At 67.4% G+C, this 20,026-nt stretch carries 20 protein-coding genes; 10 read left to right on the top strand and 10 right to left on the bottom strand.

Going from position 1 to position 20,026, the window contains the following annotated elements:
* Positions 1–36: 36 nt before the first annotated feature.
* The 4 genes from purH to AB4Z09_RS16260 form a co-directional block, all read right to left on the bottom strand.
* Complete coding sequence (gene purH, locus AB4Z09_RS16275) at positions 37–1,620, bottom strand: bifunctional phosphoribosylaminoimidazolecarboxamide formyltransferase/IMP cyclohydrolase (RefSeq protein ID WP_442240196.1); 1,584 nt, start codon at positions 1,618–1,620, stop codon at positions 37–39.
* The gene (purN, locus tag AB4Z09_RS16270) at positions 1,613–2,221 is read right to left on the bottom strand and encodes a phosphoribosylglycinamide formyltransferase (RefSeq protein ID WP_442240195.1); all 609 of its coding nucleotides are present in this window, start codon (positions 2,219–2,221) and stop codon (positions 1,613–1,615) included. The genes purH and purN overlap by 8 nt, the downstream gene beginning before the upstream one ends.
* A gap of 88 nt (positions 2,222–2,309) precedes the next feature.
* On the bottom strand, positions 2,310–3,950 hold the full coding sequence (locus AB4Z09_RS16265; RefSeq protein ID WP_442240194.1) for a cell division protein PerM: 1,641 nt from the start codon (positions 3,948–3,950) through the stop codon (positions 2,310–2,312).
* 70 nt (positions 3,951–4,020) lie between these two features.
* Positions 4,021–4,899, bottom strand: coding sequence for a DUF5336 domain-containing protein (locus AB4Z09_RS16260; protein WP_442240193.1), 879 nt, complete (start codon positions 4,897–4,899; stop codon positions 4,021–4,023).
* 150 nt (positions 4,900–5,049) lie between these two features.
* Here AB4Z09_RS16260 and AB4Z09_RS16255 point away from each other — a divergent pair, with 150 nt between their 5' ends.
* The gene (locus AB4Z09_RS16255) at positions 5,050–5,685 is read left to right on the top strand and encodes an IMPACT family protein (protein ID WP_442240192.1); all 636 of its coding nucleotides are present in this window, start codon (positions 5,050–5,052) and stop codon (positions 5,683–5,685) included.
* Positions 5,686–5,770: 85 nt separating this feature from the next.
* Here AB4Z09_RS16255 and sucD read toward each other — a convergent pair whose 3' ends face one another.
* From sucD to AB4Z09_RS16240, 3 genes are all read right to left on the bottom strand, one after another.
* The gene (sucD, locus tag AB4Z09_RS16250; protein ID WP_442240191.1) at positions 5,771–6,673 is read right to left on the bottom strand and encodes a succinate--CoA ligase subunit alpha; all 903 of its coding nucleotides are present in this window, start codon (positions 6,671–6,673) and stop codon (positions 5,771–5,773) included.
* A gap of 13 nt (positions 6,674–6,686) precedes the next feature.
* Entirely contained in the window at positions 6,687–7,856 is a 1,170-nt protein-coding gene (sucC, locus tag AB4Z09_RS16245) for an ADP-forming succinate--CoA ligase subunit beta (RefSeq protein WP_114718182.1), read from the bottom strand.
* Positions 7,857–8,001: 145 nt separating this feature from the next.
* Positions 8,002–9,843, bottom strand: coding sequence for a hypothetical protein (locus AB4Z09_RS16240; RefSeq protein WP_442240190.1), 1,842 nt, complete (start codon positions 9,841–9,843; stop codon positions 8,002–8,004).
* Positions 9,844–10,076: 233 nt separating this feature from the next.
* On the opposite strand from AB4Z09_RS16240, the gene AB4Z09_RS16235 reads away from it, so the two are divergent.
* Positions 10,077–11,186, top strand: a complete 1,110-nt coding sequence (locus AB4Z09_RS16235; RefSeq protein ID WP_442240189.1) for a M23 family metallopeptidase — start codon at positions 10,077–10,079, stop codon at positions 11,184–11,186.
* 359 nt (positions 11,187–11,545) lie between these two features.
* Here the strand turns inward: AB4Z09_RS16235 and AB4Z09_RS16230 are convergent, their stop codons facing one another.
* The 3 genes from AB4Z09_RS16230 to AB4Z09_RS16220 all read right to left on the bottom strand — a co-directional run bounded on the left by AB4Z09_RS16230 (position 11,546) and on the right by AB4Z09_RS16220 (position 14,573).
* The gene (locus tag AB4Z09_RS16230) at positions 11,546–12,349 is read right to left on the bottom strand and encodes a tyrosine-protein phosphatase (protein WP_442240188.1); all 804 of its coding nucleotides are present in this window, start codon (positions 12,347–12,349) and stop codon (positions 11,546–11,548) included.
* Positions 12,350–12,491: 142 nt separating this feature from the next.
* Complete coding sequence (locus AB4Z09_RS16225; RefSeq protein WP_442240187.1) at positions 12,492–12,905, bottom strand: phage holin family protein; 414 nt, start codon at positions 12,903–12,905, stop codon at positions 12,492–12,494.
* Between the two features lie 192 nt (positions 12,906–13,097).
* Entirely contained in the window at positions 13,098–14,573 is a 1,476-nt protein-coding gene (locus AB4Z09_RS16220) for a LuxR C-terminal-related transcriptional regulator (protein WP_442240186.1), read from the bottom strand.
* A 108-nt stretch (positions 14,574–14,681) separates the two neighbouring features.
* On the opposite strand from AB4Z09_RS16220, the gene AB4Z09_RS16215 reads away from it, so the two are divergent.
* The 8 genes from AB4Z09_RS16215 to AB4Z09_RS16180 all read left to right on the top strand — a co-directional run bounded on the left by AB4Z09_RS16215 (position 14,682) and on the right by AB4Z09_RS16180 (position 20,015).
* Entirely contained in the window at positions 14,682–14,891 is a 210-nt protein-coding gene (locus AB4Z09_RS16215; protein ID WP_442240185.1) for a hypothetical protein, read from the top strand.
* 11 nt (positions 14,892–14,902) lie between these two features.
* The gene (locus AB4Z09_RS16210; RefSeq protein WP_442240184.1) at positions 14,903–15,580 is read left to right on the top strand and encodes a GAP family protein; all 678 of its coding nucleotides are present in this window, start codon (positions 14,903–14,905) and stop codon (positions 15,578–15,580) included.
* Positions 15,581–15,653: 73 nt separating this feature from the next.
* Positions 15,654–16,028, top strand: a complete 375-nt coding sequence (locus AB4Z09_RS16205; protein WP_114718176.1) for a PLDc N-terminal domain-containing protein — start codon at positions 15,654–15,656, stop codon at positions 16,026–16,028.
* Entirely contained in the window at positions 16,025–16,477 is a 453-nt protein-coding gene (locus AB4Z09_RS16200; protein ID WP_442240183.1) for a DUF6325 family protein, read from the top strand. The genes AB4Z09_RS16205 and AB4Z09_RS16200 overlap by 4 nt, the downstream gene beginning before the upstream one ends.
* Position 16,478: 1 nt before the next feature.
* Positions 16,479–16,787 carry an SHOCT domain-containing protein gene (locus AB4Z09_RS16195; protein ID WP_174908748.1) on the top strand — a complete coding sequence of 103 codons (309 nt, stop codon included), beginning with the start codon at positions 16,479–16,481 and terminating at the stop codon, positions 16,785–16,787.
* Positions 16,788–16,850: 63 nt separating this feature from the next.
* Positions 16,851–17,792: a DUF1214 domain-containing protein gene (locus tag AB4Z09_RS16190; protein WP_442240182.1), complete on the top strand. Its 942-nt coding sequence runs from the start codon at positions 16,851–16,853 to the stop codon at positions 17,790–17,792.
* A gap of 458 nt (positions 17,793–18,250) precedes the next feature.
* Positions 18,251–19,450, top strand: a complete 1,200-nt coding sequence (locus AB4Z09_RS16185; protein ID WP_442240181.1) for a hypothetical protein — start codon at positions 18,251–18,253, stop codon at positions 19,448–19,450.
* A 316-nt stretch (positions 19,451–19,766) separates the two neighbouring features.
* A complete protein-coding gene (locus AB4Z09_RS16180; protein ID WP_174908743.1) occupies positions 19,767–20,015 on the top strand; it encodes a response regulator transcription factor in 249 nt (82 codons plus the stop codon).
* The last annotated feature ends 11 nt before the right edge of the window (positions 20,016–20,026 follow it).

The following is a 20,026-nucleotide window of genomic DNA, read 5'->3' as shown; positions in this document are numbered from 1 at the left end:
CGAACCCCGGACGAGGGAGCGCAGTAGAGCAGTCGATCAGTGCGCGAAGTGGCGCGCACCGGTCAGGTACAGCGTGACACCGGCCTCGCGAGCGGCCTCGATGACCTCGTTGTCGCGGACCGAGCCACCGGGCTGGACGACGGCGCGGACACCGGCGTCGAGCAGGACCTGCAGACCGTCGGGGAACGGGAAGAACGCGTCGGACGCGGCCACCGAACCCTTGGCGCGGTCACCGGCACGCTGCACCGCGAGATGCGCGGAGTCGACGCGGTTGACCTGGCCCATGCCGACGCCCACCGAGGCGCCGTCGTTGGSGAGCAGGATCGCGTTGGACTTCACGGCACGGCATGCGCGCCACGCGAATTCGAGATCCGCGAGGGTCTTCTCGTCCGCGGCCTCGCCGACGACGAGCGTCCAGTTGGCCGGGTTGTCGCCGTCCGCGTCCAGGACGTCGCGCTCCTGCAGCAGCGTGCCACCGGAGATCGGGCGCAGCTCGATGCCCGTCTCGGTGGGAGCGGTGGCCTCGAGAACGCGCACGTTCTTCTTGCGCTGGAGGACACCGATGGCCCCGTCCGCGTACGACGGCGCGATGATGACCTCGGTGAAGATGTCGGCGACCTGCTCGGCCATCTCGACCGTCACCTCGCGGTTGGCGGCGATGACGCCACCGTATGCGCTGACCGGGTCGCAGGCGTGCGCCTTGCGGTGCGCCTCGGCGATGTCCGCGCCCACCGCGATGCCACACGGGTTGGCATGCTTGATGATCGCGACGGCCGGCTCGGCGTGGTCGTACGCGGCCCGCCACGCGGCGTCACCGTCGGTGTAGTTGTTGTACGACATCTCCTTGCCGTGCAACTGCTTCGCCTGCGCGAGGCCCGCAGGCTCGGAGGGGTTCTCGTACAGCGCAGCAGCCTGGTGCGGATTCTCGCCGTAGCGCAGCACCGCGGAGCGGTCCCACGTGGCACCGACCCACCGCGGGAACTGCGACAGTGCAGAATCTTCCGTCGCTTCGCTCGTCACGGACTCGACCAGCGTGGACGTCATCCAGGTGGCGACCGCGACGTCGTAGGACGCGGTGTGCTGGAACGCCTGCGCGGCCAGGGCGGTGCGCTCGAAGAGGTTGAAGCCACCGGCCTCGACCGCAGCGAGGACGCCCTCGTACTTCTTCGGGTCGACGACGACCGCGACCGACGGGTGGTTCTTGGCAGCAGCGCGCACCATCGACGGACCGCCGATGTCGATCTGCTCGACGCACTCGTCCGGGGTGGCGCCCGACGCGACGGTCTGCGTGAACGGGTACAGGTTCACGATCACCAGCTGGAACGCCTCGATGCCCAGCTCCTCGAGCTGCGCGAGGTGCTCCGGCTTCCGGGTGTCGGCGAGGACACCGGCGTGCACTCGGGGGTGCAGCGTCTTGACGCGGCCCTCGAGGCACTCGGGGAATCCGGTCAGGTCCTCGACCCTGGTGACCGGGATGCCGGCGTCGGCGATCTTGGCGGCGGTGGAACCGGTGGAAACCAGTTCGACACCGGCCTGGTGCAGGCCGGTGGCCAGTTCGACCAGGCCGGTCTTGTCGTAGACGCTGACCAGTGCACGGCGCACTGCCTTGCGTTCACTCACTTGGGATCACGGCCTTTCGTCCGTCGGAAACAACACCTCGGAGGGCGACGGAGGCCACGACCTCGGCCAGCAGTCGCCGTTCAACAATCTTGATGCGCTCGTGCAGCGTCGACTCGTCGTCGCCGTCGAGCACCACCACCGGCTCCTGCGCCAGGATCGGGCCGGTGTCGATGCCGCCGTCGACCAGGTGCACCGTGGAGCCGGTGACCTTGACGCCGTAGGCCAGCGCGTCGGGCACCGCGTGCGCGCCGGCGAACGACGGCAGCAGCGCGGGATGCGTGTTGATGATCCGGCCGCCGAAGCGTTCGATGAACGCGGGGCCGAGGACCTTCATGAAGCCGGCACTGACGATCAGATCGGGGCGGTGCGATGCGACGGCCTCGGTGAGCGCGACGTCCCATGCGGCGCGGTCCGCGTGATCGCGCAGCGCCACACGGAAGTGGTCGATGCCCGCGTCGTCGGCGTGAGCCGTTGCTCCGCAGTCGCGGTCGACGCCGACCGCGACGATGGTCGCAGGGTATCCGTCGGTGCGCGTGGCGGCGATGAGCGCCTGCAGCAGGCTGCCCGTCCCCGAGGCGAGTACGACGATCCGAGCGGGCACCGTGGGCCGCAGCTGGTCACGCGTGGCAGTCAGCGCACTACTCCTGGTTTTCGAGACGGTCGGGCCGCATCACGGGCCGGGTTAGAGCCTAGTCGCTGGGGGTCAGCGGACCGTCCGGCAGGTCGCCTTCTGCGGCCTCGGCTGCCTCGTCCGAGGTCGTCTCCGTCTCGTCCGTCCCCGGCGAGGTCTCCGGCTCGCCCGGCTCGTCCTGATCCTGCGGCACCGCCTCGACCTCCACGTCGATCACGTCGGTGTCGGCCACATCGGTCGGGCCGGCGGCGGAGTCGTCGACGAGTTCGCCCTCGAGCACCGTCTCCCCGGAGCCGTCGGAGGTATCGGGAGCGGCCGGCCCGGCCGCCGATCCCGGCTCGGATTCCGGTCCCGACTCCCTATCCGCGTCCGCGTCCGCTTCCGGCTCCGACCGGTAGCGCATCGACGGCAACGCGAGGCGCTTCACCTCGAATGCGAGTGCCGGGTCGTCCGCTCCGGTGTCCTCGAACGCTGCGGTCTCCGCAAACTTGTCGGACTTCTCGGTTCGTTCGATCTCGTCTCCGCCGTCCGACTCGACGCCGTTGCGCCGCGCGATGAGGGTCGCGACTGCGAGACCGGGCAGTGCCAGGAACCCGAAGGTGATCAATCCCAGCACGAGCGGCTCGACGCCGACGAATCCGTACACCCCCAGCTCGCCGCCCGCGACGAAACCGACGGCCGCAGCCACCACACCGACACCGGCGGCGGCGCACCCCACGGTGTACGCGGTCTCCTGCACGGGCAGGCGCAGACGACCGCAGTCCCGTCCGAGCAGTGCGCCGATCGCGAGCGGGACGATCAACAGCACCGGCCACGCGGTCCCGACGAGTTCGCCGGGGACCCCACCGAGCACCGGGACCGGCGGCACCGGGCCCGCGACGATGTCGAACACGCTCACCGAGGTGCCACCGGCGTGCGCGGTACCGCCCACCAGGACCGCGACCGCCCCGACAGCGACGTTCGGCAGGTACAGCACCGACAGGACGGTGAGCCCCAGCACGCCGACCGGATCCGAACCGTCACCGAGGAGTGTCCCGACGTCGGACCATGACCACACCAGCGATGCGACCGTCACCGCGGAACCCACCGCGAACAGGGCCAGCGCTGCTCGCGCTGCCGGGCGTGCCACCTCCGGAACCCAGGACGGGGCGCCTCGGCGCTCGCATTCCGCACGCCCCGTCGTCGCGACGACACCGGCCACCGCCGCGACGAGGTGGATGCCCACGACCCATGCGAGGGCCTCGGCCGCGTTCGGCGCCTCGAGCGCGACGACGGACGTCGCGTCGGTGACCACCGCGAGCGCGATGAGCGTCATCACGAACGGTCCCGCGACCGCCGCGGCAACCACCCGTGCGGCGTCACGCAGCGTCGAGCGCGCGGTGACCGCGCGGGCACATCCGCGGGCGACGGCCCACATCATCACGGCCGTCGGCAGCAGCGGAAGTACCCCGAGCGGAGCGTCCGTGATGGTCAGCGAAACCTGGTGCAGCGCCAGCCAGCACGCGGCGATCGCCCCGACCACCCCGGTCAGGTCGCTGTTCGACGCGACCAGCGTGACGATGACGACCGCACTGATCAGGACGATCGCGACACCGGTCGGGCGCAGCGCCACCCCGAGCAGCGCACGCACCTGATCGGTGTCGGGATCGGGTCGGTCGGAGATGTCGCGGCGAACACCGCGACCAAGCAGAGAAGTCATCGGTTCGAGGGTCGCACCCGTGCCCGGCGGCGGCGTTCAGGCGCGCCGAGGCGTGGCGTGGCCCACTCGATCACTTCTTCTCGTCGTCCGGGTTCTCGGTCTGGGCACCGAACGCCTGGGTGGGCGCGCCCGGCGAATCGGGAGAACCGGCCGGTGCGGCGGGGGGCGCCGACGGCGCCTCGTGCTCCGGCGTCTGCTGCTGCGGAATGTGCTGCGTCGGCTGCTGCGCCTGGTACGGCTGCTGACCGGCCTGGAACTGTCCGTAGCCGGCCGTGGGCTGCGACTGCTGAGGCTGCGCGTACCCCTGCTGCGGATAGCCCGGCTGCGGCTGACCGGCCTGACCGTAGGTCGGCTGCTGCGGGTACCCCTGGGCGTAGCCCTGCTGGCCACCCGGAACTCCGTACCCCTGCTGGGGCGCCTGGCCCGGGTATCCCTGCGGGTGACCGTAGGCGGCGGGGTGGACGTGGGTGCGAGTCGGTCGACCCTGCGGCTGCTTGACGAGTCCGGCACCGAACAGGAACACCGCCGTCGCGATCACCGCCTGGATGAACGCCAGGATCAGGATCATGACGCCGCCGCCGGCGAGGCTGCCGCCGGTGGGAATGTTGAGCATCAGGACGAACGACACGAGGAAGCCGACGAGCGAGGTCGCCGCAGCGGGGCCGGCGTAGGACTGCTTGGGCAGCAGCGTCAGACCGGCCAGCAGTCCGCCGAGAAGCAGGAAGCTGAGCGGGAGTGTGCCGTCGCTCTCGAACGCGTTCGCCGAGAATTCGAGGCCGTACCTGGAGCTCGTCGAGTTCTTCAGGTAGGGAGCGAACCCGAGGAGGAAGTTGACGACACCCAGCGCGAGGACCGCAATGCCGAGATAGAACGACAAACTCTTCGTGCCGTTCGCCGCCGGCGGCTGCGAGGGCTGACCGAAGCCGGACCCTCCGTCGGTGTAAGTCATGTCTGCTCCTAGTCGACGTATCAAACCCCATGAACGCTACCCTGATCATCCACGCGAATCATCGGGAAAGGTGTCGGCGAGACCGCGACGACTCCGGTGGCAGACACGCCGCGTGTCCGGTCGTGCTGCACCGCACGGGAAAATGGGCTCATGCCCTTCACGCTGCCCGCCGGTTCCGACGTCGAGACCGAGACCGAGGTCAAGCATTCGCGCTTCATCGCGGTGCTCCGGCGGATCGACGGCCCGTCCGACGCCCAGGAATTCGTCGACGAGCGGCGCCGCCGGTATCCCGACGCGCGGCACCACTGCTGGGCGTACATCACGGGCAACGGCCCGTCGGACCGGATCGAGCGGTCGAACGACGACGGCGAACCGGGCGGTACCGCGGGGATTCCGATGCTCCAGGTCCTGCGGGCCCGGGACCTCGTGGACGTGGCTGTGGTCGTCACGCGCTACTTCGGGGGCATCAAGCTCGGTGCCGGCGGGCTGGTACGCGCGTACTCGGGCGCTGTGGTCGCCGCCGTCGACGAGGCGGTCGCCGCGTCGGCGTTGCTGAGCCGGGAACGCCTCGAACTGGTGTCCGTCGAGGTGGGCCACGACACGGCCGGACGCATGGAGTCCGAACTCCGCGCCCGCGGGGTGAGCGTCGTCGACGCCGCGTACGGCGCCGCGGTCACCTTCACGCTCGCGACCCGCAATCCCACCCAGCTCGCGTCGATCGTCGCCGAACTGACTTCCGGCGCAGGTGAACTCACGCCTGCGGGGGTTCAGTGGGTGGACGCCTGACTGTGCCGCCCACCGAACGCGAACGGCGCTCGCGGCCAGGCGGAAGGCCTTGGCTGCGAGCGCCGTTCGTGTGATCGGACGTCGATCAGAGGTTCTTCAGGATCTCCCGAGCGAGAGCAGCGGTCTCGGACGGCGTCTTGCCGACCTTGACGCCGGCCGCCTCGAGGGCKTCCTTCTTGGCCTGCGCGGTGCCCGAGGAACCGGAGACGATGGCGCCGGCGTGGCCCATGGTCTTGCCCTCGGGAGCGGTGAAGCCCGCCACGTAGCCGACGACCGGCTTGGTGACGTTGGCCTTGATGTAATCGGCGGCACGCTCCTCGGCGTCGCCACCGATCTCACCGATCATCACGATGACCTTGGTCTCGGGATCCTTCTCGAACGCCTCGATGGCGTCGATGTGGGTGGTGCCGATGACCGGGTCGCCGCCGATGCCGATGGCGGTCGAGAAACCGTACTCACGCAGCTCGAACATCATCTGGTAGGTCAGGGTGCCCGACTTGGAGACCAGGCCGACCGGGCCCTTGCCGGCGATGTTCGCCGGGGTGATGCCGACCAGCGCCTCACCCGGGGTGATGATGCCGGGGCAGTTGGGGCCGATGATCCGGGTCTTGTTGCCCTTGTCGACGTTGTAGGCCCACGCGTAAGCGGAGTCCTGGACCGGGATGCCCTCGGTGATGACCACGAGCAGCGGGATCTCCGCGTCGATGGCCTCGACGATGGCGTCCTTCGAGAAGGCCGGGGGGACGAACGCGATGGAGACGTCCGCGCCGGTCTCCTTCATGGCCTCGGCGACGGTCGCGAAGACCGGCAGCTCGACGGCGTTGCCGTCCTTGTCGGTGTGCGAGACCGTGGTGCCGGCCTTGCGAGCGTTGACGCCACCGACGACCTGGGTGCCGGCCTTGAGCATCAGGGCGGTGTGCTTGGTGCCCTCGCCGCCGGTGATGCCCTGGACGATGACCTTGGAGTCCTTGGTCAGGAAGATAGCCATTGTTGTGTGTCCCTTACTTCGCTGCGAAGGCGAGCTCGGCAGCCTTGTCGGCAGCCTCGTCCATGGTTGCGACGACCGTCACCAGCGGGTGGTTGGCCTCGGCGAGGATGCGACGACCCTCTTCGACGTTGTTGCCGTCCAGGCGCACGACGAGCGGCTTGTTGGCCTCGTCGCCCAGGGTCTGCAGCGCACCGACGATGCCGTTGGCGACCGCGTCACACGCGGTGATGCCACCGAAGACGTTGACGAACACGCTCTTGACCTGCGCGTCGTTCAGGATGACGTCCAGGCCGGCAGCCATGACGGCAGCCGAGGCGCCGCCACCGATGTCGAGGAAGTTGGCGGGCTTGACGTTGCCGTGCTTCTCGCCTGCGTAGGCGACGACGTCCAGGGTCGACATGACCAGGCCGGCGCCGTTACCGATGATGCCGACCTCGCCGTCGAGCTTGACGTAGTTGAGGTCGTTCTCCTTGGCCTTGAGCTCGAGGGGATCGGTGGCGTCACGATCCTCGAAAGCCTCGTGGCCGGGCTGACGGAACGCAGCGTTCTCGTCCAGCGTGACCTTGCCGTCGAGGGCCAGGATCTGGTCGTCGGGCGTACGGACGAGCGGGTTGACCTCGACGAGGAGAGCGTCTTCCTTGATGAAGACCTCCCACAGCTTCTGGATCGTGTTGGCCGCGGCGTCGAGCACCTCGGCGGGCAGCTTGCCGGCCTCGGCGATGCTGCGCGCGAACGCGAGGTCGACACCCTTGACGGCGTCCACGGGGATCTTCGCGAGGGCGTCGGGGTTCTCCTCGGCGGTGACCTCGATCTCGACGCCACCCTCGACCGAGCACATGGCCAGGTACGTGCGGTTGGTGCGGTCCAGCAGGAAGGAGATGTAGTACTCCTCGGCGATGTCACTCGCCTCTGCGACCAGCAGCTTCTTGACGACGTGGCCCTTGATGTCGAGGCCCAGGATCGCCTCGGCGTTCGCCTGCGCGGCATCCGCGTCGGGCGAGTACTTGACGCCACCGGCCTTGCCGCGGCCGCCGACCTTGACCTGTGCCTTGACCATCACGGGCTTGCCGATTTCCTCGGCGATCTCGCGGGCACCGGCGACAGTGTCGGTAACACGGCCGGCCGACGTCGGCACGTCGTGCTTGGCGAAGAGTTCCTTCGCCTGGTATTCGAAGAGATCCATCTGCTCACCGTCTCGTCTGCGTTGACGCCCGCTCGAGGGGTAGGAGCGGGTCCGTGTCGGACTTTAACTAGTTCAATCAATCGACTATCGCTCGCCCACATGCTATGTGGCATATGTCACGCGTCGACAGTCGTCGCGGCACGACTCACCGCGGGTTGCGATACCCGGCGAGGGTCGCAGTCCCGGCGAGGAGCGCCACGGCAAGGATTGCAGGTGCGACGCCCGGGCCTGCGACCGGATCCGTCAGACGACCCGCCGACAGTGACCACGCCACGAGATGACAGGCCATGATCACGGCCGCACCTGCGAGAAGAGCGGCCGCGCGGGCCGCGCGGGCATGCACTGCGACCAGCACCGCAACGACGACGACCACGGCCGACAACGCCTGTCCCCACGCGTCCCATCCCCATGGGAACCGCCCGAGGGACGCGGCCGTTCCGTCGGCCCCGCGGTACAGCGGGAGCACGTAGGCGAGGACAACCGCGGTCGCTGCGAGGACGCCGACGACCACCACCGAACGGACCGGGTCGACGCGTTGCGACGTGTCGACGTCGTCGCGTTCGGCCGCGCCCGCGAATCCCGCCAGCAGCCCCGTCACGACCGCGACGAGCGCCGCGGCGGCCATGAGCCAGCTCCCCGCACCCAATCCGACTCCGGGGATCTCGAGGGCCGCCAGGGCGCTCTGCGCGACGCTCGCGACCGCGGCGACCACCGACACCCACAGCACGCCGACGACGGGACGGACGAGGGCCGCGAACTCCGACATCAGCAGCCACACGGCCGCGATCGCGATCAGCGCCGCCGCGACCAGCACGACTCGGGTCGCGGGCAACTCGGGAGCCGGGAGCGGATCCGGGACTGTCAGCACGGGCAGCAGCGCGCCGGCGCCGGCCAGCAACCCGGCGCAGATTCCCGCGACGCCCGTGGCGGTGTGCCATCGGCCGACGGTTTCCCGCGGTGTCGACCGGGCTACCGCACGATCCCGGTGCCCCGCGACGGACAACTCCGCCGCGCGCTGCTCGCGGTGTCGCGCGGCGACGGGGATCGACACCGCCGCAGCGATCAGCAGCACGGCGCCGACCGTGCCCCACACCGCGCCCGGGCCGGGAGCGAGGCGGTCGTCGACGAGCCCRGCGGCGAGCCGGCTGCCGACCAGCCCGAGCGCCGCCACACCGGCTCCCCCGATCGCCCCGGCGGCCACCGCGACGTCGGTCGACGCCAGCGCAGCGGCGACGACGATCAGAACGGCTACGGCGACGACCACCGCACCGATCGGGGTGGCACCGTCCGAGGCGATCGCGGCACGCACCAGGATCACCGGGTCGTTCGACGCCAGCGGGCGCACGAGCAGCGCGAGCGCCAGCGCACCCGCGGACACGAGAACGCCTGCAGTTAGCCCGAATCCGATCCGCGAGCCCGCGGGACGCCCGACCGCGTCCGGATCGGGCGATGCGCCGTGCCCGTCGGCGTGCGACGCCCGGTGCACCGTCAGGAGGCCGAGCGCCCCCGCCGCCACGGCGCCGAGGTGACCGGCCAGGATCAACGCGGCGCCGGGTCCGGTGGTGATGCCGGCGGCAGTCGCGGGACGGAACAGCTCCAGCCGGTTGGCGTCGATCGGATCGGTCCACAACTGGATGTCGAGGACGCACAGCCCGACCGTCACCGCGCCGGCGCCGGCCAGCAGTGCGCCCGCCGCAGCGGGCCACCGGGACATCAGCGCGGCGGCGACGGCCGGAACCGCGAGAGCGGCCACCACGGCGATCAGGGTCGCGCCACCCACTGCGGGGATGCGAGTGCCGTCCGCCGTCCGTGCCACCGCCGTCAGGGAGCCCGCAGCGACCCCGATCGCACCGATCGCCGCGGTCGTGACGGCGGCGATCGACAGCTTCCCAGCGATGCTGGGCGACGACCCGACGGCGGGCTCGCGCCGGGCCGCATCGGGGTGGGCTACTGCGGACACCGCGCGCGACTGGGTTGGGGATTCCACCCGCGCGACGCTATCTCGTGAACACGTCACCGCGTGGTGTGTAACACCGCCGTGTCATCCCGATATATGAACGAGACCATTCGGGATGTTCGACATCCGCCCAGCTCAGCTTGTGACGCCGGTCACATCTGTCGATTCGTCATGGGCTACAGGTTGCCCCGCCGCAACCGTTTCGTTACCGTCGCCAGGGTCTAAGTCACAGGCAGGTCACGGGCAGGAGGACGGCAGGGCACATGCACCACCGCGCTCAGTTCACGGCCAGTCGATTTGTGAAACAACACGCCGACCCGGAATCCATCGAGCCTTCGCAGGCATTTCGGACCGCGGCAGATCACGAGTTCGAGCGTTGCAATCCAGCAGCGGAGCCGTCTCCGGTCACGCTGCTACACCGAGTGGACGACGGCGTCACGCCCAGCTATCCGACGCCCCCGGAGGTTCGTTACTCCGAGGCCGAAAGTTCTGAGATTTGCAGCGCCATGCTCCACAATGAGAACAAGTCCGAAAACCTCGAAGACTCGACTCCTTTCGACGCCTTCACCCCCGCCGGATCCGCTGACGCGTCCCGCGATGTCGCCGCCCCGGCGCGACGCGGCGGCTTACACCGCCTCCCCACTCCCCCCTCCGCCCTCAAGGGCCGCGCCGCAGTCATCGCGGTAGCCGCCGGCGCAGTCGTCGCCGCGGGCCAGGCAGCAATCAGTTCGCCGGCCAAGGACTCCGATCACTCCGAGGTCTCCCTCACCGCTTCCGGCGCCGCCGCGACCACCGCCGTTCCGCAGGCCGCCCAGTTCAGCGACGTCGCTCAGAATCCCTCCTCCGACAGCTCGGCACCCCAGGTGCTCGCGGTCGCGAACCCCACCGATCTGGGGCAGTTCTCCAACCTCCTCGCGAAGGGCCAGCGTTTCAGCGAGGAGCGCGCGGCCCGCGAGGCCGCCGCCCGCCGCCCGCTGTTCGTCCTCCCCGCCAAGGGCACCTACACCTCGTCGTTCGGGGCACGTTGGGGCACACTGCACGCCGGTGTCGACATCGCCAACGCCATCGGCACCCCGATCTACGCGGTCGCCGACGGCGAGGTCATCGATTCGGGTCCGGCCTCCGGCTTCGGCATGTGGGTGCGCGTCCAGCACGCCGACGGCACCATCACCGTGTACGGCCACATCGACACCACGCTGGTCACGGTGGGCCAGAAGGTCATGGCCGGCGATCAGATCGCCACGATGGGCAACCGCGGCTTCTCCACCGGCCCGCACCTGCACTTCGAAGTGCACCTGGCCGGCGAGAACAAGATCGATCCGCTCCCCTGGCTCGCCACCCGCGGCATCAGCCTCGGCGTCGAGCAGCCCTGACGCTCGATCCCACGATCACGGCCTGCGTCACCACACTGAGCGGACGAGCCCGTCCCCGGCGACCGGCCCGCTCGAACGCCTCGGCGGTTGCTCGCGATTCAGAAGAGGTCCTGCAGCGCCCGCACCGATGAGGGCGTGGACGAGTGGGCCCCGTCGGACACTCGTCGTCGGTTCGACCCGAGGCGAATCCTGGAGCAGGGAACTGGGTTCCGAACCGAAATCTCGTTCGAGCCGTACTGCGCCCACCGGCCGACTTCTACAGTGTCGCAACGGATCCTGAGTGCAGTCCTCGACGACACCGGCAATCGGCTGGGGCGGATCGGTTCCCGCGCTGTGCGACCCACTCCGACTGGATGTTTCTACGAAGACTGCGTGAACCGCTCGCGCAGCGTCGCGAGTTGCTCGGCGGTGAGTCCGAGCCCGTCACGCGCGTAGTCCTCGACGGTGCCGAAGTGGGTGCGCATCTCGTCGAGAGCGGCATCGATGTAGCTCTCACGGACACCGAGGAGAGGACGGATCAGCTCCGGGTCGACACCCTTGCTCTCGACGAAGGCGAGGATCGGATCGGTCATGGGCGCCAGATCGGTGTTCGTTTCGAGGTAATCGGCGCGCACGTCGGTCTCGTCGGCGCCGAGGAGGAGCAAGAAGGAAGTCGCGGCCCATCCGGTGCGATCCTTGCCGGTGGTGCAGTGGAAGAGGGCAGCCCCGGCACGCTTCTCGTCGATCAGGTCGAGATAGAACGCGCGGTATGCGCTCAGCRCTGAGGGCAAACTGACGAAGTTTCGGTTCGCCTCCTCCATCTGCCCGATCCCGCGCCCGTCGTTGATCGTCCCGGCGTATGCGACCGGGTCCGTCATGAGAAGTCCGGTGGCCGCGGCGTTCTGGGCGTTGTCGGCCAGCACGTCGAGCCAGACCGTATGCACCGTGTCGGGAAGGCGATCGAGGGCACCTTCGCGCTCGGCAGCAGTGCGGAGGTCGTACACAGTCGCGACACCGAGGACCTCGAAGGCGGTGAGGTCGTCGTCGTCGAGCTTCGCGAGCGTCGCCGAGCGGTACAGCGCGCCCGGGCGGACGGTGCCGGATGCAACGGGAATGCCGCCGAGGTCACGGAAGTTCGGGGCACTCTCCAGGAGAACGCGACGGTCGAGCGGGTGAGCGGTCATAGCTGACTCCTACGGGGTTGGTTCCAGGACAAGGTATTTCGGCGGATCGTGGAGACAATTGTGAGGGACCGTCGAACCGCGCGACACCGACGAGGACGATCGCCACGGTCATCACTGCTGCGACAAGGAGCAGTATCAACCGTCACGCCTGATTCACACTGCGCACGAGCTTCTCTGCACTGCGTCGTTTGAGCCACCTGTCGATGACGAAGGCCATGAAGATCCACCCGCCGAGTGCCGTGATCACCCAGACAATGATCGGTGCGAAGATCCAAGACTGGACGCCGCTGATCTGAATGCCATCGGGGAACAGGGATGCAACCCACAGCGCGAGCAGCGTGGCGACCAGCCCGACACCACCCGCAAGCGGAGCGGCATAGCGCTGCGCCACGCTGAGCACGAACGGGCCGAGAATCATGTGGGCCAAGGTGAATACGCCGATTGCCACGAAGAATCCGGTGAAGCTCAGATCCACCCCGGGTAAAACGAAATGCACCACGATCAACGCCACCACACCGAGTACGCATTGCGAAAAGAGCTGGAACAGCAGACACATACGTCGTGCCTCCTTGATCAGTCGAGCCACCCGGCGACTACCCGGTGTTCTCGGAACAATAATGGGTTTGCCCTCCGACGATCATCGGTCCGAGGCGTCGCGGCGAGGAAGCCGAAACCACTACCCGCGTTTCTACCCGCCGAGTGCGCCCCCGTTGAAGTACTCCGTTGACGAGTCGGACCGCCCCGCAACCTATCTGCTGTCGGCTGCTTGAACAGCAGCACGACGTTTGGTCACACCCAGCTTGCGGTAGATCGAGCGAATGTGCGTCTTCACCGTGGGGTAGGCGATGCCGAGGTGCGCTGCGATCTCATCTGCAGTCATCGCGGTACGCAGATATGTGAGTATCTCCTTTTCTCGTTCCGTCAGGACTCCCGCGAGCAGTACCGACAGTTGGTTCCGTCGTTCCAGGATCGTGCACAAGAGCTCGTGATGTCTCGACCCCCGTAGTGCGTGAGCGTTCAAGAGATCGACAATCACCGGATCGTCAGAGAGAAATGGGGCGAGAATCCGTTCGGGGAGTGCAGCCTCCAGCGCACGATCCAACTGCTCATGCGCTTGGAGACCATGCCCTGATACGGAGTTCAGTGCGGCTGAGGTGACGAGTGTGCTCACCAGCGCATATCGCGGCAGCCCGGCCGATGTTGCGAGGCGAAGCGCTCGAGCCGACGGTTCCGGATCCCCCAAGACTCGATAGAGTTCCGCGAGAAGCGCATGAGCAACCGCAGCACCTGTGCGGGTAAGAACAGGCCTGGCGATACGGCGAGCTTGCTCGTCCTGCCTTTGCGCGTGGGCGAGCCAGGCCGTGGTGACGCGCCGCAGCGTATCCCAAGGAATGCCATGCTTGTCCGCAGTGCTCACGCCTCGCAGCAAACGCGCCGCGGTGTGGTATCGGTCTTCCCGGTTCAGAGCGATCAGGCTCATCACCAAGTAGAGACGGGCGAGCGCCTCGAAGTTGGTTCCGGGGCTGCCCTCTACGATGACGGAGTCGAAGTGAGCGATCGCCTCCTCGAAGTCGCCGCGCCAGAAAGCGATGCACCCTCGATTCGACTGTGGGAGACCACCTTCGAAGCGTTCCCAGTCGGACGCCACCTCCCTGGAAGGGAGCCCGTCGAGGATCTCTTCGGCTTCGGTGAATGCTCCCGCGTGGGTGAGCGCAAAGGCCAGATTGGATTGCGCGAGACGCAACGTCTCCGCACGCGACTGCAACTGCGCCTCATCGCTGGCGGAGCGAAGTAGCGCGATAGCACGAGGGAGATCGCGACGAAGCCTGACCTCGGTCCATCCGAGGAGGAAAAGCGCGGATGGGTAATCGTCCTCCGGTTCGCACTGGGCGAGCGCGTGGCGCGCGCGATCGGCGATGACGGCCTTGGTCGAGGAGTCTGGAGCGAGCAGCAGGTCAGTGAAGCAGACGACGAAATCGTCAGACGCAACCCGTAAACCCTGTCCGCGGAGAAACTCCGCACCGTACGGGTCGCCACTGAGGTCGCGGCAGCACGCCCGTATCAGCAGGATGTGCGGGTCGTGCGGATCAGGATGGGCAAGGCAGAGCTGCTCGAGTTCCCTCGTGTGAGATTCGAGAATCAGACGGAGCCAGTTCTTCCGTAGGACGCTTCGAGCCTGCTCTGCCTCACCGGAGGCGAGTGCCTCACGCACGGCTTCGATCATGTGTCGAAGATACTCGAGACGAGCGTTCATCGGCCATAGAAATCCGGTCTCATCCGCTGCGGATGAGACCGCGATCGAAGCCTGCAGGAACCGGTGAGAATTGCCGCAATGAACGGAATTGCCGGGTTGAGCCGGCGGAATGTCGGGCGGGAGTTCCTTGCCGGAGTCACACTGCTCGCGTTCAGCTGGGTGCGCAGCGGCGCGCTTCCGCGGCTGGGCCGTTTCGAGGTCGTGCGCGAAGGAGATCCGATCCACCCGACGAACCGGGCCGCCGTCGCCGAACTCGCAACCGCTCCCACCGACGCGACTGCTACGTAGGGGAACTGACCATGTTGGGTTCTGTCATCGGGGAGACGCTGCCGCTCGCGCTTGGCATCGCGATCAGCCCTTTCACGATCATCGCGGCCATTCTCATGCTGCTTTCCTCGAGCGCTCGCCGCACCGGCCCCGGATTCCTGATCGGTTGGATCCTCGGGATCGCCATCGCGGTGACGGCGTTCGTGTTGCTCGCCGGCCTGCTCACACCCCACGGCGACTCGGGTGGATCGAACGTGCCGCGTGCAATCGTGCAGCTCCTGCTCGCGGCCCTGTTGCTGCTGCTCGCGGTCAGGCAATGGCGAGGCCGACCGAAGCCCGGCGTGGATCCCGCACTCCCGAAATGGATGGCCGCCATCGACGGCTTCACGTTGAAGCGCGCATTCGGCCTCGGCCTCTTGCTTTCGGCACTCAACCCGAAGAACCTCCTCATCGCCGCGAGCGCCGGAGTGACCATCGGAGACGCCGGTCTCGCCGCCCTCCCGGCAAGTATCGCGACGGGGGTCTTCGTCCTGTGCGCCACCTCGACGGTGTGGGTGCTGGTCTCGGCGTTCATCGTCGCTTCAGAGCAGCTCCGGGGACCGCTGGATGCCCTGCACCGGTGGCTCGTCCGCGAGAACAACGTGGTCATGACCGTACTCATGGCATTCATGGCGGCACTCATCCTCGGCAAGGCCATCGCCTCCCTCTGACCTCTGCTTCGCCACTCTCCCTCATCAATCGGCCGCGAACCCCGCGGCCCCTTACACGAATCGGACAACACACATGAACTTCTGGGAAAGCCTCGGCTGGATGCTGTCGGCGACCGTCTTCATCGGATATCTCTTCGCGCTGTTCGCGATCATCGCCGACCTGTTCCGCGACCATAAGCTGAACGGTTGGTTGAAGGCCCTCTGGGTGTTCTTCCTGCTCTTCCTGCCCATCGTGACAGCGCTCGTCTATCTCGTCGCCCGCGGCGAAGGGATGACGGAACGCAGCAACAAGGCCGCACGCGACGCGGAGAACGCTGCCGAATCGTATATCCGCGAGGTCGCAGGGAAGAGCCCCAGCGAGGAGATCGCCACAGCCGCAGCACTCCTCGAAGCAGGAGCCATCAACGAGGACGAGTTCACCGCACTGAAGCTGAAGGTCCTCTCGTGAGCGGCGACGTGGTGAGTGYTGCGCGTTTCGGACCTGTCGACTTCTATCTTCTCGGCCTGCCCGGGGAGAGCCTCGACTCGGCCGCACTCTCCGCGCTCACCGACCTTGCAGATACCGGCCTGGTGCGACTGCTCGATCTGATCGTCATCTCCAAGTCCGAGGAGGGCGAACTCACCCTCATCGAGGTCGAGGAGTTGCCGAACGGCTTCGAGATCAATGTCGAGATGCTCGGCGCGTCCGGTCTCCTCGGGCATGAAGACATCACCGAACTCGCGGCGGCGATCCCCGCCGGCGCTGCGGCGCTGCTGGTCGCGCTCGAGCTGGTCTATCAGCGTGAGCTCGCCACCCGGACCGCCGAGTCGGGCGCGGTGCTACTGGGCTACGAGCGGATTCCCGCCCCGATCGTCAACGCCCTCATGGACACGATCACCCCGAAACTGGAGGTCTGACATGCCGTTCATCCCGAGAACCGGTCGACCCGGACTGCTGGGCCTTGCCGCGCGCACCGCGATCGTGACCGGTACCGCGACCGCCGTCAGCGACGGTATGGCCACCCGCCGGCAGCGACGGGCCCAGGCCGAGTACGAGCAGGCCCAGTACGAGTTGGCCCAGCAGCAGGCAGCACGCGCGATGACCACACGCGCGCCCGCTGCCCCGGTCGATCTCGTCGCCGAGTTGCAGAAACTCGGCGATCTCAAATCACAAGGCCTGCTGAGCGATGCCGAGTTCGAAGCCGCGAAAGCGCGACTGCTCGGCTGAATTCCCCGACGGGGCGAGGGATACCCGCTCCCGTGCCGTACCCGACACCGAATGGAACCCGCTATGTCCGCGATTCCCGTCAACGTCCTGAACTTCAATCGGGCCGAATCCGATCTCATGTTCGCTCGCCTGGCGGCGGGCGTCGGCCTGGGCACCTGGAACCACACTCGTGAGCTCGAGCCGCTGGACAACCAGCCGATCATCCGCCAGAACCGCGACACCCTGTACAGCAGCAGCATCATCGACGTGCGCGAAGACGTCACGATCACGGTGCCGGATACCGGCAAGCGCTACATCTCCGTGTGGGTGATCAGTCAAGATCATTACGGTCCGGTCATCCTGCGCGATCCGGGAGAGCACGTGCTCACGCGCGAACTGGTCGGGACCGACTACGCCGCACTCATCGTGCGCATCCTCGTCGATCCGAACAGTCCCGAAGACGTCGCCGAGGTGAACCGGCTGCAGGACGTCCTCGCCATCGACGGCGGCGGAACAGGCGAGTTCCCGTTGCCCGGCTACGACGAGCAATCGCAGAACGAGACCCGCGACGCGATCCTCGCACTCGCTCGCGGCGTCAGCAAGTACGACCGATCATTCGGCACCGCAGCAGAAGTCGATCCGATCATGCACCTGCTCGGCACCGCCTCCGGCTGGGGTGGCCTCCCTGAACAGGAGGCCACCTACGTCAGCGTCGACGAACGCCTCCCTGTCGCGGAATACCGTCTCCGTCTGAACGACGTTCCGGTGGATGCGTTCTGGTCGGTGTCGCTGTACAACGCGGCCGGCTACTTCGAGGAGAACGCCCTGGGCGTGAACAGCATCAACAGCCTCACCGCCACCCCCGACGCCGACGGCGGTACCACCATCCGCTTCGGCGTACACCTCGACGGTGTCGCGAACGCCCTGCCCATCATGCCGGGCTGGAACTACGTGCTGCGGCTGTACCGCCCCCGGCCCTCCGTGCTCGACGGCACCTGGACGGCGCCGCGTCCCGAAGCGCTCTAGCGGGGAGCGGGGCCACTGCCCCACCGGGTGGCGCAGCACCGGCATGCGATCCCACTCGGACTCACCATCGATACCCAGGCCCGCGCAGACACCACTGGAGTTGGTGCCCTTCACAAGTCGCCGTCACTCATACCGCCCAGCAGCACCGTCCCCTCGCCGAGCACCGCTCTTCCGGCAACCTCGTCAGAGGACCGAGCGCGTGCGAGACAGACCTGAACGGGGATCTACCACAATTCGTCAGCCACCTCACAAGGAGCGAGATGCCTTCATTGAAAACGTTCGTAGCTGCGGCGGCGCTGACCGCGATCACAGCGTTGCCCGGGACCGGGTCCGCGGTCGCTGCGCCGGCGATTGGATCGGTCGATCTCGGTTCGTCGAGCGGATCCGGATTCGGATCCGTCGATCCCGGTTCGAGCGGCCCCGATCCCGAGCATCCGGTGTCGACCTGCTTCTGGTCCGTGCCAGTCAATCCCGAGCTCGCAGACCCGCAGCTCAACTACGCCTTCCCCGACACCGCGGCGGTCTATTGGGCTGCGCAGTTCACTATCCCGGAGGATGCCGAACTGGTCATCCGGGGACAGTACGCGCACGCGCGTTACCAGTCGTTGAACTCGTACAACGCCGGCACCGCGATGCCGACCGCCGTCCTCAACGACATTTCGACCGCCCCGGACGCCGGTTCGCAGAACACCTATCTTCCGGGCGCCGACCGCCTGAATGAAGACGGCAGGTCGTATACGGTCTCTGTGCTCGACGAGACGCCGCCGGCTGAGCCGCGACACAACACTCTGTATGCCGGTGTGCCAGGACAGGATCGGATCAGCCTCCTCTACCGCATTTACCTTCCCGACAATGGACGTGATCTCACCGGCGGCGTAGGACTACCGGATCCAGAGTTGCACCTCGCCGACGGTCAGGTGCTGCGCGGCGAAGCACTGTGTTCGGCGGTCGACGCGGACAATGCGATCTTGAAGCCCACTCCACTGCCGCTGGACACGTACAAGGCTCTGCGCGACCAGCCGGGCAAGCCGGCGACATTCCCTGCGGACCAGACACCTGTGTGGCGGGCCTACTACAGCGCCGAGTTCACGCTCGGGTGTACCTATCTCGGCAAGTGTGATGGCACACCCCAGCGGGTGGGCGGACAGTACTCCAACATCGACAACAGCTACGTCACGGCCGAAGTCAACCGCGGGTTCGGCGACGTTCTGGTACTTCGTGGCGAACTGCCGCGAACTCCGAAGACGACGACGGGCACGCAGCATATGAACGGCAATGTCGACATGCGGTTCTGGTCGATGTGCAACAACGAATCACTGGCAACGACGAAGGTGATCGCATGCCTGTACGACGAGCAGGTGACCACTGATGCGGCCGGTCGTTACACAATCGTCGCGTCGCTGCCTGAAGACCGACCCGCAAATGCCACCAAGGAGTGCGGGGTGTCATGGCTGCCGCTCTCGCCGACTGGCGATGGCGCCGGGCATCCCGACGATTCCCTCCTGATCATGCGGAACATGCTGCCGTCCAAGGACTTCAGCCATGCCGCGCATGATACCGAGACTCCCGGCGATGAAAAGGCCGTCATGGGGCAGTACTTGCCGGAAGGACAGTACACGGCCAAGTCCGCATTCGAGGCGAGTGGCTGCGCCGAGTAGTCGGACATCTGAACGAGCCGCGCGCGTCTCAACTGTCCATCACCGACACGTCACGGACCAGGTTCACGGGTTGGTCTGCGGCCTGACGCTTCTGGCCGTCGTGCGGCCGCAGCCAACCCGCGATGGCGCCTGACGAGTGCTGGTGAAAGGTAACTCCGAGACCGAGAGTATGCATGCATGATTGGGAATGCCGGACGCCGGCTTTCCCGTGCGAGTCGCGAGGCTCGTACACAGGTGCTGGTGCGTGACCGGGTGATCCGCCTGGTCGAGGGGGACGCTCCGCAACGACGGCTCCGCATCCTGCGCGGACCGTTGGGTGCCGGGAAACCTCGACGGGCTGCCCGCAGTGCTGCAGGTGTCGCTGGTTCCCCCGCTCACGGAGGCAGAGAGACGCACCCTCGAGGCACTCCGAAACGGGCGAACCACCCGGGAAGCGGCGGCCGAGCTGTTCATCTCACAGGACACCGTGAAATACCGACTGAAGAGCATCTACCGGAAGTTCCAGAGCGCCGATCGCGCAGACATCCTCTACCGTGCCGAACGCGCTGGTCTCCTCAGGCGATGACCTGCCTACCG

The sequence above is a fragment of the Rhodococcus sp. TAF43 genome (genome assembly GCF_052113525.1).
In the GTDB taxonomy this organism is placed as follows: domain Bacteria; phylum Actinomycetota; class Actinomycetes; order Mycobacteriales; family Mycobacteriaceae; genus Prescottella.
This window is presented reverse-complemented; position numbering and strand designations above follow the sequence as displayed.

Excerpts from the sequence above, each read along its gene's own strand:
- sucC (WP_114718182.1), bottom strand. The coding sequence starts at position 7,856 with ATGGATCTCTTCGAATACCAGGCGAAGGAACTCTTCGCCAAGCACGAC.
- AB4Z09_RS16255 (WP_442240192.1), top strand. The coding sequence starts at position 5,050 with ATGCCCTTCACGCTGCCCGCCGGTTCCGACGTCGAGACCGAGACCGAG.
- AB4Z09_RS16225 (WP_442240187.1), bottom strand. The coding sequence starts at position 12,905 with ATGTGTCTGCTGTTCCAGCTCTTTTCGCAATGCGTACTCGGTGTGGTG.
- AB4Z09_RS16205 (WP_114718176.1), top strand. The coding sequence starts at position 15,654 with ATGAACTTCTGGGAAAGCCTCGGCTGGATGCTGTCGGCGACCGTCTTC.
- AB4Z09_RS16190 (WP_442240182.1), top strand. The coding sequence starts at position 16,851 with ATGTCCGCGATTCCCGTCAACGTCCTGAACTTCAATCGGGCCGAATCC.
- AB4Z09_RS16210 (WP_442240184.1), top strand. The coding sequence starts at position 14,903 with ATGTTGGGTTCTGTCATCGGGGAGACGCTGCCGCTCGCGCTTGGCATC.
- AB4Z09_RS16235 (WP_442240189.1), top strand. The coding sequence starts at position 10,077 with ATGCACCACCGCGCTCAGTTCACGGCCAGTCGATTTGTGAAACAACAC.
- AB4Z09_RS16220 (WP_442240186.1), bottom strand. The coding sequence starts at position 14,573 with ATGATCGAAGCCGTGCGTGAGGCACTCGCCTCCGGTGAGGCAGAGCAG.
- AB4Z09_RS16260 (WP_442240193.1), bottom strand. The coding sequence starts at position 4,899 with ATGACTTACACCGACGGAGGGTCCGGCTTCGGTCAGCCCTCGCAGCCG.
- AB4Z09_RS16195 (WP_174908748.1), top strand. The coding sequence starts at position 16,479 with ATGCCGTTCATCCCGAGAACCGGTCGACCCGGACTGCTGGGCCTTGCC.
- AB4Z09_RS16215 (WP_442240185.1), top strand. The coding sequence starts at position 14,682 with ATGAACGGAATTGCCGGGTTGAGCCGGCGGAATGTCGGGCGGGAGTTC.
- AB4Z09_RS16265 (WP_442240194.1), bottom strand. The coding sequence starts at position 3,950 with ATGACTTCTCTGCTTGGTCGCGGTGTTCGCCGCGACATCTCCGACCGA.